The sequence below is a fragment of the Streptomyces sp. CO7 genome, assembly GCF_053474865.1.
The window spans coordinates 675,866-687,375 of the sequence record NZ_JBRIOU010000002.1 but is presented as its reverse complement, the minus strand read 5'-3'; the positions used below and the strand labels follow the sequence as shown (position 1 = coordinate 687,375).

Sequence of the window (11,510 nt, the reverse complement as noted above, 5' to 3'; positions counted from 1 at the left end):
CCCGTGGCCCCGCCGACCAGCGGCCCCCGTGGACGAGCCGTCAGACCGTCGCGGCCGGGGAGTCGAACCGCTCCACCGCGTGGCGGACGTCGCGCATGCCGCCGGCCAGGGCGGAGACGGATCCGACCGCGCTCGCGATCAGCAGCAGCGACCGCCGCAGCCGGGCCGGATCGGGCGAGCCGTCGGCCGCGAGCGCGGCGAGACCCGCGATCTCCTCCTCGGCGACCGCCCGGTCCGTGAACTCCACCTGATAGGACGCCAACTCACGCCGCAGCCGCGCCACGGCGGCCTTCAGCCCCGCCACCCGCGGGTCCTCCCCCCGGCCGTCGGCCGGTGGACGTTCCAAACTCCGCAACACCGCACTCCCCCTCACGTCGTCGGCCGGGCACCGTGTTTCGCACGTCGACTCCCCTGGGTACCAGGGCCACGAGCCGCCGCGCAGATCATGCGCTCGCTCATGCGCGACCCCTCCCGCGCACGGCACTGGTCAGGCGCCGAGGAACGCGGGGCAGCCAGTAAACGCCACCCCGCCGCGCCGGCGCCACTCCATGGCGACAAATTCCACCCATAGGGTTCACTCCCGGCAACGAAGCTGCCGGTTGTCCACAGGCCCGCGACGCCGTTCGCCCAGGTCAGGTAAGCAATACCCATGACAGACACTCATCAGGCCCCCGGAGCCACCGAGAAGGTCGTCGGACTGCTGCTCGCCGCGGGCGGCGGGCGGCGGCTCGGGGGCCGCCCCAAGGCCCTCCTGGAGGACCGCGGCGCCCTGCTGGTGGAGCGTGCCGTCCACGCCCTGCGCGCCGGCGGCTGTGCACGCGTCCACGTGGTGCTCGGCGCGGCGGCCGAGGAGGTGCGGGCGCGGGCCCGCCTGCCCGACTGCGTCCTGGTCGACAGCCCCGACTGGCAGCAGGGCATGGGGGCGTCGCTGCGCGCCGGACTGGCCTCGCTGGAGGGGAGCGGCGCCGAGGCCGCGCTGGTTCTCCTGGTGGACCAGCCCGGCGTCGGCGCGCCGGCCGTGCGGCGGGTGCTGGAGACGGCTCTCGCCGAGGGTGCGCGGGCGCTTCCGGGGGCGCTGGTGTCGGCGGCGTACGCCGGGGCACGCGGCCATCCGGTGCTGTTCGGTGCCGTGCACTGGCCGGGGATCGCCGCGGACGCGGTGGGTGACCGGGGGGCACGTGCCTACCTGAGGGCGCGCGAGGCGGAGGTCGTGCGGGTGGAGTGCGGGGATGTGGCCGATCCGTACGACATCGACACCGAGGCGGATCTGGCCCGGCTGCGGCCCGGGCGTTGACCCCGCCTTTCCGCGATGAGGAAACTGTTGTCCACTGTCCAGAAGTGCTGACGTGCAGATGTGCAGAACGCCCAGAAGTGCCCGTGCCGAAGGAGTCCGCTGATGTCCGCTACCGCGCCGTCCCCGGCCGTCGTCGTCGACGCCGAGCCGCTGCCCAGGCAGGAGGAGGTCCTGACCGGTGAGGCGCTCGCCTTCCTGGCCGAGCTGCACCGTCGCTTCGCCCCGCGCCGCGGCGAGCTGCTCGAGCGCCGCGCCCGGCGCCGCGAGGAGATCGCCCGCACCGCCTCCCTCGACTTCCTGCCCGAGACGGCGGCGATCCGCGAGGACGACACCTGGCGCGTGGCCCCGTGTCCCGACGCGCTGCAGGACCGCCGGGTGGAGATCACCGGCCCCACCGACCGCAAGATGACCGTCAACGCGCTCAACTCCGGCGCGCGGATCTGGCTCGCCGACTTCGAGGACGCCCTCTCCCCCACCTGGGAGAACGTCGTGCTCGGCCAGGTCAACCTGATCGACGCCTACACGCGGACCATCGACTTCACCGACCCGGCCTCCGGCAAGTCGTACGCGCTGCGCCCGGAGGAGGAGCTGGCGACGGTGGTGATGCGGCCGCGCGGCTGGCACCTGGAGGAGCGCCACCTCGAGGTCGACGGCGAGAAGGTGCCGGGCGCGCTGGTCGACTTCGGCCTGTACTTCTTCCACAACGCCCGCCGTCTGCTGGAGATGGGCAAGGGCCCGTACTTCTACCTGCCCAAGCTGGAGTCCCACCTGGAGGCCCGGCTCTCGAACGACGTCTTCGTGTACGCCCAGGACGCCCTCGGCGTCCCGCAGGGCTCGGTGCGGGCGACGGTGCTGATCGAGACCATCACGGCCGCCTACGAGATGGACGAGATCCTCTACGAGCTGCGCGACCACGCCTCCGGGCTGAACGCCGGCCGCTGGGACTACCTGTTCTCCATCGTGAAGAACTTCCGTGACGGCGGCCCGAAGTTCGTCCTGCCGGACCGCAACTCGGTCACCATGACGGCCCCGTTCATGCGCGCCTACACCGAACTGCTGGTCCGCACCTGCCACCGGCGGGGCGCCCACGCGATCGGCGGCATGGCCGCGTTCATCCCCTCGCGTCGTGACGAGGAGGTCAACAAGGTCGCCCTGGAGAAGGTGCGGGCCGACAAGGACCGGGAGGCGGGCGACGGCTTCGACGGCTCGTGGGTGGCCCACCCGGACCTGGTGCCGCTGTGCAGGGCGTCCTTCGACGCGGTGCTGGGCGAGCGCCCGCACCAGAAGGACCGGCTGCGCGAGGAGGTCGAGGTGCGGGCGGGCGACCTGCTGGCGGTCGACTCGCTGGAGGCGCGACCGACCTCCGCCGGTCTGGTCAACGCGGTCCAGGTGGGCATGCGGTACATCGAGGCGTGGCTGCGTGGTCTGGGCGCGGTGGCCATCTTCAACCTGATGGAGGACGCGGCCACCGCGGAGATCTCCCGGTCGCAGATCTGGCAGTGGATCAACGCCGGCGTGGAGTTCGAGAACGGCGAGAAGGCCACCCCGGAGCTGGCGCGCCGGGTCGCCGCCGAGGAGCTGGAGAACCTCCGTGCCGAGCTGGGCGAGGAGGCGTTCGCGGCGGGCCGCTGGCAGGAGGCGCACGACCTGCTGCTGAAGGTGGCGCTCGACGAGCAGTACGAGGAGTTCCTCACGCTGCCCGCGTACGCGCACCTGGCCGGCTGACCGCGGGCCCTGCCCGTCGGCACCCCCCGATCACCACGGTCGGCCGGCGGTCCCGGGGCGTCCAGGTGGGCGCCCCGGGGGTCAGCTCGCGTCGTCCAGGTGGGCGGACCAGTCCTGGGCCGCGGCCGGCTTGCCGTGGAGGTCGGGGACGCGCTGGAGCCACCCGGGGCGTCCGCGCCGGCTCTTCTCACGCCGGGCGTGTTCCTCCGCGGCGAGCTGGTCGCCGCTGGGGAAGTCGACCGGCAGCCAGGCGGTCGAGGAGGCCGCCCGCGCGGTGAGCCAGGCGACGTAGGCCTCGCGCAGCGCGTCCGGTCCCGGGAAGCCGGACTCGGCCTCCAGCCACTCGTCCGGTACCTCGGCGGCCACCTCGCGCAGCAGCGCCTCGGTGACCCGGGGCGCCAGTTCGGCGTCGGCCGCGCGGGTGTCCGGCGCGTAGCGGCCCAGCGCGTGGTGGCGGAAGTCGTAGGCCTTGTCGGGTGCGGTGTCGTCCCACCGGTGGTGGAACACCAGGGCGGCGCCGTGGTCGATGAGCCAGAGGCGGGCCGGGGCGGTGCCGCGGGTGGGCCAGACCATCAGGTTGGAGCTGTGCACGGTGCGGTCGACGTTGGCGGTGAGGGCGTCCAGCCAGACGACCCGGCCGGCTTCCAGGGGGTCGACGGTGAAGGTCTCGGCCAGCTCCGGGGTGAGGTCGGCGCCGCCGGAGAGGAGGTCCATGCCCAGGTTGAGGCCCGCGCTGGCGTCGAGCAGGCCGCGGACCTCGGCGTGCGGCTCGTCGGCGCCGAGGGCGGGGTCGAAGCGGACCCGCACCAGCTCGGGAACCCGCAGCCCGAGCCGGCGCCCCAGCTCCCCGACGATCACTTCCGCGACCAGTGCCTTGCGGCCCTGCGCGGAACCGGTGAACTTCACGACGTAGGTGCCCAGGTCGTCCGCCTCGACGACCCCGGGGACTGATCCACCGGTCCGCAGGGGTTCGACGTAACGGGTGGCGGTGACCTCTCTCAGCATGTGTCCCAGGCCCTACCGGTCGTCGCCTCGCCGTCACGGCCGGCTCCGAGGCGGTGGGCGCCCGCCCGGGGTCCCTGCCTCGCCTGCCGCCTCCGGCACGAAGGAAGCATGGTAACCGGGCGGGGACCCGGTGGTCACGCCAGCGGGTCGTGGCCCCAGTTCATGAGCGAGTGCCGCCAGCGGGTGTCCCGCACGTCGCCCGACGGGCGCTGGGCGAGGTGCCGCCGGACGTAGCCGACCACCTTGCGCATGTGCCCGTAGTCGTCGTCGGAGAGGTCGCCCTTCTTCGCGCGCAGGATCTCGACGATCCTGCGGCCGGAGGCGTGGCCGGTGGACTCGCCCCCGTCCTTGTGCTGGCCCGCCTCCTGCGACTCCTCGGAGGCCAGCCACTTCTCCAGGTCGGAGGGGCTCATGTTCACCAGCTCGCGGAACTCGCCCCAGGTCTCCTCGCGCTCGCCGTCGTCCACCGGCGTCACTTCTTCTTCTTCAGTGAGGACGGCTTGTGCACCGCCGACCGGCCGGACTTCTCGCTGCGGACCTTGTACTGCGGGTCGTCCGACGAGGCGTCCACGGTGCGCCCCGCCGCCTCGGTCCGTTCGGTGATCTTCTTCTCCACCTTGCCCTCGGTCTCGCTGCCGTGGCTGCTCCAGGCGACCTTGTCGCCCTTCTTCAGCTTCTTGCCGCCGCCGTCGCTCCTGGCCATCGGGCACTCCCTCGCCGGTGCGCCGCGCACCGCGCGCGACGTCTCCTCCCAGGGTGGGGGCTCGGGGCCCGCTCCGCAGTTCCGGTCTCCCCGCCCGGGCCCGTCCGGTCGGTCACGCCGTCGCCGCCAGCGGGTTCGGCAGCGGGAGGTAGCGGGCGTCCGCCCCGTCCGCGCCGGTCCACCGCAGCAGCAGGTTCGTCTTGCCGGGAAGGGTCGGCCGGGTGAGCAGCCGCCGGGCTTCGGGAAAGTCGTGCCGGGCGATCTCGCGCCGGACCGCGGGCCAGGGGTCGACCTCCGGGTGCCGCTCGCGCAGGGCTTCGGCCACTTCGCCCAGATGGTTGACGAGCAGGCAGTACACCAGCCGCTCCCAGCCCGCGGCCCTCGCCTTCGCGGCGTCGGCCACCACCCCGGCCCCGCCCTCGGGCCCGGCTCCGGCCTCGGCTCCTGTTCCCGCTCCTGCTCCCGCCGTGGGCACCGTCTTGACCCCCTCCGCGTCGCGGAAGAGGGCGCGCACGGGCCGCCCGTCGGGGCCGACGGCGATCAGGCAGTTCTGCAGGTGGGCCTCCAGGACCACGCCGTGCCGGTGGAAGAGCTGGAACGCCGGCGGGACGACCGCGCGCAGGTACGCCGTCCACCAGGACAGCGGGTCGTCGCCGGCCCGGTCCAGGGGGTTGCCGTCGAAGCCCTCGGCGAGAGCGGCGGTCAGCAGCGCGGTGGAGCCGGGCGGGAGGTGGGCGGTGAGGCCGTCGCGGACCAGCACGGCCAGTTCCTCGAAGGCGAAGGACGCCGTCCGGTAGCCGCGGTCGCTCAGCCAGGCCGCGCCCGCGGCCTCCTCGGCCGGCAGGGCGGCCAGCGCCGTGGTCACGGCGGAGTCCGTGCGGCGCAGGCGCAGCAGGTCGTGCCGCCACAGGCGCCGGACGTCGTTGGTGATCCGCACGTCGAGGCTGAACTTCAGGAAGAGGTCCGCCTCCGGCAGGTGGAGGGTGCGCACCGCGGCGGTGGGCCAGGCGGTCTCGGCGGTGACGCCCAGGCGCAGCAGCCGCCCGTCGGCGAACGCCCGGCGGATCTCGGGGTGGCCGGACAGCAGGTCCAGTTGCCAGGGGTGCGCGGGGAGCAGCCGGTAGCCGGGCGGCACCTCACCCAGGGCGTCCAGGGCCCGGACGTCCCCCTCCTCGACGACGGCGTCCTCCCGGACGGCGAGCAGGGCCAGCGGGAAGCGGGCGTGGGCCTCGGGCGCGTAGGGGAGCCAGGCGGCCGCCGGGCCGGCGCCGCGTGCCTTGGGCGCGGGGTGGGAGGGGTGACCGGTCAGCAGGGACTGCTCGGAGCGGAGGTAGAGGTCCGCGGGCGGCTCGGCCGCGGCGCGGGCGGCGAGCAGGGCGGCGACGGCGTTGCGGCTGTCGAGCATCTCGCCGGGCAGCTCGTCGTTGGTGAGGCCGGTGTGCAGGCGGAGCTCCTCGGCGACCAGTTTGACCAGTTCCGTGTGGTCCAGCCGCCGCCATCCCGCCTCTGCCCGCACCTCCGGTCCGGTGGGGCGCCGGGTCCCGCGCACTGCGAGCAGCCGGCCGCTGCCCGCCAGCCGGTGCACACGCCGACCCGTGCCCTCCTCGCCCACGCCGTCCTCCGGCCGGGCGGCTTCCCGCAGCAGGCAGTTGAGGAGGGGAGTGCAGGCGTAGGCGTCGGCGCTCTCGCCGAGGTCCGCGATGGGGGGCATGTGCGCTGATGGTCCGTTCGTCCGACGGCGCGGTCGCGGTCAGTATCTCCGGCATCGGCACGGCCGCGAAGACCGCCCCGGAGGGAGGGGCGCGGCACGGCCATCCGCGGGAGACGGCCTGGACAAGTGCCGCTCCACTGTGAAGGATCTTGTCGCGGCACGCAGAACCGCACCCGGGGCGGGGGGCCACGGCCGTCCACGCCGGCTCGCTCGCACCACCGGCGTAAGGACAACCCCGTGGACCACCGGCAGGAAGTCGGCCTGAACGACGCCACCTGGCTCAATCCGCCCCTGGCCACCGCGGTCGAGGGTTCGGACCTGCTCGTCACGGCGCGGGAGCGGTCCGACTTCTGGCGCACCACCAGCTACGGCTTCGTCCGTGACGACGGCCACGCGCTGCTCACCGCGTTCCCCGGCGGGTCCGCGGTGGAGGTCACCTTCCTGGCCCGCTTCGACGCGCTGTACGACCAGGCGGGCCTCATGATCCGCGTGGACGCGAGCACCTGGATCAAGGCCGGGGTGGAGATGAGCGACGGGGTCCCTCATCTGGGCGCCGTCGTCACCCACGGCCGCTCCGACTGGTCCCTCGCTCCCGTCCCCGACTGGCACGACCGTCCGGTCACGGTGAGGGCCAGCCGCGCGGGCGACGCGGTGACCATCCGCGCCCGGGTCGCGGAGGAGCCCTGGCGCATGGTCCGCCTCGCGCCGCTGGCGCCGGACGCGGTGGCCGGCGCGGGACCCTTCTGCTGCTCCCCCCAACGGGCGGGACTCCAGGTACGGTTCACCGGCTTCGCGCGGGGCCCGGCGGACGCCGGCCTCCACGAGGACCCGGACGCCTGACCGGCCCCACGGAGGCAGGAACGGCGCGAAGACGCGGCGCACCACCGAGGCGCGACCCGGCGCGAAGGGCGCGGCACGGCGCGAAGGGCGCGGCACGGCGCGAAGCACGGAGCGACCGGGGCACGGATCGCCACCGCGGCACGAACCCGCGCGGCACCGGCCGATGCCCCGGCACGCAGCGACACGGAGGAGACGGCGACGTGCGGTGTTCGGCCCGCGAAGGGCACGCAGGGCGCGAGGAGCACGAGAGGGCGCGGCAGCTGGCGGAGGTCCGCCCCGATCTGGTGGAGCCGTTCCACGCGGCCCTGCCCGGGGCGCGGGCCGCCGTACTGACCCGGCTGTGGCGGGCCCTGGCCTTCGAGCCGCTGCCGTGGATCGCGGGACGCGGGCGCACGTCCGGCGGTCTGACCGTGCGGCTGACGGACGGCCGCGCGCTCCACGGGCCGCCCGCCGACCCCTTCGTGGTGGACGGAAGAGTGACGCGGCTTTGGCTGGCGGGCCTGGAGTACCGGGATCCGGCCGCGCTGGTGGAGGACCTGCGCGTCCCGCACGGCACCGCGTTCGCCGCCGAACTCGCGAGCAGCGTGGCCTCGTTGGCCCTGTCCCGCGCCGACGCGGCGCCGTTCCCCGGGCCTTCGGCGGCCTCGTGGGAGTGGGAGCAGCGGGTGGTGGACGGTCACCCCTACCACCCGGGCTGCCGCGCCCGGCCCGGCTTCACGGTGGCCGACGAACTGGCCTACGCGCCCGAACACCGGCCGACGGTGCGGCTGTCGCTGCGCCCGGTGGAGCGGGAGCGGTGCCTGGTGGCCGGCGACTGGCCCGCCGAGTGGCGCGACGGCGGCCGGCTGCTGCTGCCCGTGCACCCGTGGCAGGCACGACACGTCCTGCGCCCGCCCGCGGACGACGAGGGGACCGGTCACCGGAACGAAACCGGCCACCGGAGCGTGGATGGCCACCGCGACCGGACCGGCCCCGGCGACGCGACCGGAGGCAAGGGCCCGACCGGAGGCGAGGACGCATTCACCGCGCACCCCCTGATGGCCCTGCGCACCCTCGCGGTGCCCGGCGGGCCGCAGGTGAAGACCGCGCTGTCCACCCGGCTGACCTCCTCCGTGCGGGACATCTCCCCCGGGTCGATCGCCTCCTCGGCGGTGGTCTCCGCCTTCGCCGAGTCCCTGACGCCGCGTCTGGACGGCCTGCTGCACGTCACCCGCACCCTGGGGGCCGCCTGCGACGGCACGCCGGACCTCGCGGCGGTGGTCCGCGAGGCGCCGGAGGCGTACGCGGGCCCCGGTGAGCGGGTCGTGCCCGTCGCCGCGCTCACCGCGCTCGCCGCGGCGGGGGCGCTCCCCGCGTCCTCCTGGCTCGCCGATCTCACCGCGCTGTCCCTGGGCGTCGGCCTGCGCCTCCTGGAGATGGGGGTGGCCCTGGAGGCGCACGGCCAGAACCTGCTCACCGTGCTGGACCCGGACGGCACCCCGGTGCGCCTGGTCTACCGGGACCTGGCGGACATCCGGGTGAGTCCGCGGCGGCTGGCCCGTCACGGCTTGCGGCTGCCGGACGGTTTCCCGCCGCGGATCGTCACCGACGACGTGACGGCGCTGCGCCGCAAGCTCTTCGGGTCGCTGGTCGCGGGCGCGCTCGGCGCTGCGGCCGGATCGTCCGAGGTCCTGGCCTCCCTGCTGCGGGCGGCCGCTCCCCGGCTGCCCGCCACCCCGGACCGCGAGGCGCTGTTGCGCGACCCGCTGCCCACCAAGGCGCTGACGCTGATGCGCCTCTCGCCGGACGCATCCGGTGACCGGTGGACGTTGCTCCCGCCTCCGCTCGGCGGGTGACGCGGAAGTCAACCCTCCGTCCGGGTAAGGGATTCGACCCCCGCCGCCACTACACGACACATCGTTCAATACGATCCGGCGATGATCAGAAGAAAACGGTTGGCGGCAGGCGCACTCGCCCTGCTCGCCGCCCTGGCGGCAGGACCGGCGTTCCCCGCGTCGGCCGCGGCCGACGAGACGGACGGACGGCCCGCGCCACAGGTCGAGTTGGTGCTCGACGTCAGCGGCTCCATGCGCGAGCGGGACGTGGACGGCGGCAGCCGGATGGCGGCGGCCAAGCAGGCCTTCAACGAGGTCCTGGACGCGACCCCCGAGGAGGTGCAGCTCGGCATCCGGACGCTCGGCGCGAACTACCCGGGCGACGACCGCAAGGAGGGCTGCAAGGACACCGAACAGCTCTACGCGATCGGCCCGTTGGACCGGGTGGAGGCCAAGACGGCGGTCGCCACGCTGGCGCCCACCGGCTGGACCCCGATCGGTCCCGCGCTGCAGGCGGCGGCCCGCGACTTCCAGGAGGGTGAGGGCACCCGCCGGATCGTCCTGATCACCGACGGCGAGGACACCTGCGCCCCGCTGGACCCGTGCGAGGTCGCCCGCGAGATCGCGGCCCGGGGCATCGGCCTGACCATCGACACCCTGGGCCTGGTCCCCGACGCCAAGACCCGCGACCAGCTGCTCTGCATCGCCGAGGCCACCGGCGGCACCTACACCTCCGTGCAGCACAAGGAGGAACTGGCCGACCGCGTGGGCCAGTTGGTCGAGCGAGCCGCGGACCCGACGGTCACCCCGGTGGCCGTCGAGGGCACCGGCGCCTGCGAGGGCGCGCCGGTGCTGAAGTCCGGCCTGTACACCGACCGCGCGGACTTCGGGAAGGCCCGCTGGTACCGGGTGGACCTGGAGCCCGGGCAGGAACTGCGGGCCGCGGTGAGCGTCGCGGCCGACCGCGAGGTGACGCCCGGGTACGGGGTCCTGCTGCGGGCGGTCACCGTCCACGGGCGGGAGATGGTGCGCGGCGAGGCGTCCGGACACGGGCGCACCGACCTGGTCTCCACGGGCCTGAGGATGCCCAAGGCGGAGGGCGACGAGGACGAGGCGCCCGCCGAGGTGGTCTGCCTCGAGGTGACGCACTCCTTCTCCCCCGCCGCCGGCGTCAAGACCACGCCGGGTCTGCCGGTGGAACTCACGGTGGACGTGGTGGACGGGCCGTCCGACGCCGACGACGTGGCCGCCTTCGGGCTGGGCCGCGGCTGGTGGCTGCTCGGCGCGCTGGTCCTCACCGGATTCCTGGCCGGCCTCGTCTGGGGCTGGGTCTCGCGCTGGCGGGTCGCCGTCTGGAGGACGAACTGATGCGAGTGCGACGTGCGTTGACCGCAGCACTGCTCCTGACCGGGCTGGCCGCCGCACCCGCGGCCGCGGACGCCTCCCCCTCCCCCGGCGAGGAGGGGACGAGCGCGGGGCCCACCGAGGCGGGCACCTCGTTCCGCAGCGCGACGGAGATCGAACCGGGGGTGAAGGCCACCGCCCAGGGCTCCACCGGTGACTACCTGTACTGGTCGTTCCCCGTGGACGCCACCCAGCGGGCCACCGTCCGCGCCTCCGTGCGGCTGCCGCAGGAGCACGCCGGGGAGACCTGGCAGATCGACGTCTACGACGGCCTGCGGCGGCGGCAGGCCTGCCGTTACGGCGCGCAGACCCGCGCGGTCCCGGCGGGCACCACCTCGGTGGAGCTGGCGTGCGCGCTGCGCACCGTGCGCGGCTGGGCCGAGCCGTGGGCGAACGACCCGCTGCCGGGAACGTACTACGTGCGTCTGTCGGCGGTCGGTCTGCCGGTCTCGGACGTGGGCCGGGCGATATCGGCCGAGGTGGAGGTCGAGGCGGCGGACGCCGGCGGATCGGCGGCCGTGGACGGTTCGCTGGCGGAGCCGCTGATCCCGGGCGTCTCGATGCGCACGGACGCCGGGGCCGGGGACGACGCGGAGGGCACGGACGAGGAGGGCGGCCTCCTCGACGACGCCGCGCCGGTCCTGGCCGGTACGGATCTGGAGGACGGCTGGTCCTCCGGGTGGTGGACGGACCGCTGGCTCTGGACCGCCGCGGGCGGCATCCTCGCCGCCCTCGCCGGCGTCTGGGGCTACACCCTCACCCGTGGCCGGGGCCGCCCCGGGGCGTGAGCCCCGCCGCCCACGCCGGGCGGCACGCCCCCGGCCCGCTGTCGGGACCCTGCGATCACAGGGCCCCGGCAGCGGGCCTCACCACGGGTCCCGGCGGCAGGACCCCGCCACCGATCTCGCACAGGACCCAGGCAGCGGGCCTGGCAACGGGCCGGGCAGGAAGCCGCACCACGGGTCCCGGCAGCGTTCCCCTGCTCCTCGCCCCGGGACGGCCCCTGCTCCCGCC

The 11,510-nt window shown here is 74.9% G+C and carries 11 protein-coding genes; 6 read left to right on the top strand and 5 right to left on the bottom strand.

The genetic code is table 11. The features are described from left to right. Positions 1–40: 40 nt before the first annotated feature. Positions 41–304 carry a DUF5955 family protein gene (locus tag ACOV8S_RS05125; RefSeq protein WP_448316327.1) on the bottom strand — a complete coding sequence of 88 codons (264 nt, stop codon included), beginning with the start codon at positions 302–304 and terminating at the stop codon, positions 41–43. Between the two features lie 345 nt (positions 305–649). Here ACOV8S_RS05125 and ACOV8S_RS05120 point away from each other — a divergent pair, with 345 nt between their 5' ends. After that, positions 650–1,294, top strand: coding sequence for a nucleotidyltransferase family protein (locus tag ACOV8S_RS05120; RefSeq protein ID WP_448316326.1), 645 nt, complete (start codon positions 650–652; stop codon positions 1,292–1,294). Positions 1,295–1,396: 102 nt separating this feature from the next. Then, entirely contained in the window at positions 1,397–3,019 is a 1,623-nt protein-coding gene (gene aceB / locus ACOV8S_RS05115) for a malate synthase A (protein ID WP_448316325.1), read from the top strand. A gap of 81 nt (positions 3,020–3,100) precedes the next feature. Here aceB and ACOV8S_RS05110 read toward each other — a convergent pair whose 3' ends face one another. The 4 genes from ACOV8S_RS05110 to ACOV8S_RS05095 form a co-directional block, all read right to left on the bottom strand. Continuing rightward, on the bottom strand, positions 3,101–4,024 hold the full coding sequence (locus ACOV8S_RS05110; RefSeq protein ID WP_448316324.1) for a HipA family kinase: 924 nt from the start codon (positions 4,022–4,024) through the stop codon (positions 3,101–3,103). A gap of 134 nt (positions 4,025–4,158) precedes the next feature. After that, positions 4,159–4,491 carry a DUF3140 domain-containing protein gene (locus ACOV8S_RS05105; protein WP_448317355.1) on the bottom strand — a complete coding sequence of 111 codons (333 nt, stop codon included), beginning with the start codon at positions 4,489–4,491 and terminating at the stop codon, positions 4,159–4,161. A gap of 5 nt (positions 4,492–4,496) precedes the next feature. Next, positions 4,497–4,727, bottom strand: a complete 231-nt coding sequence (locus ACOV8S_RS05100) for a DUF2945 domain-containing protein (protein WP_448316323.1) — start codon at positions 4,725–4,727, stop codon at positions 4,497–4,499. 112 nt (positions 4,728–4,839) lie between these two features. Continuing rightward, positions 4,840–6,438: an IucA/IucC family protein gene (locus tag ACOV8S_RS05095; RefSeq protein ID WP_448316322.1), complete on the bottom strand. Its 1,599-nt coding sequence runs from the start codon at positions 6,436–6,438 to the stop codon at positions 4,840–4,842. Positions 6,439–6,675: 237 nt separating this feature from the next. Between ACOV8S_RS05095 and ACOV8S_RS05090 the strand changes: the two genes are divergently transcribed. From ACOV8S_RS05090 to ACOV8S_RS05075, 4 genes are all read left to right on the top strand, one after another. Then, positions 6,676–7,278: a DUF1349 domain-containing protein gene (locus ACOV8S_RS05090; RefSeq protein ID WP_448316321.1), complete on the top strand. Its 603-nt coding sequence runs from the start codon at positions 6,676–6,678 to the stop codon at positions 7,276–7,278. Positions 7,279–7,478: 200 nt separating this feature from the next. Next, positions 7,479–9,113, top strand: coding sequence for an IucA/IucC family protein (locus tag ACOV8S_RS05085; RefSeq protein WP_448316320.1), 1,635 nt, complete (start codon positions 7,479–7,481; stop codon positions 9,111–9,113). A gap of 81 nt (positions 9,114–9,194) precedes the next feature. Next, positions 9,195–10,460: a VWA domain-containing protein gene (locus ACOV8S_RS05080; protein ID WP_448316319.1), complete on the top strand. Its 1,266-nt coding sequence runs from the start codon at positions 9,195–9,197 to the stop codon at positions 10,458–10,460. Then, positions 10,460–11,284 carry a hypothetical protein gene (locus ACOV8S_RS05075; RefSeq protein ID WP_448316318.1) on the top strand — a complete coding sequence of 275 codons (825 nt, stop codon included), beginning with the start codon at positions 10,460–10,462 and terminating at the stop codon, positions 11,282–11,284. The genes ACOV8S_RS05080 and ACOV8S_RS05075 overlap by 1 nt, the downstream gene beginning before the upstream one ends. Positions 11,285–11,510 lie beyond the last annotated feature (226 nt).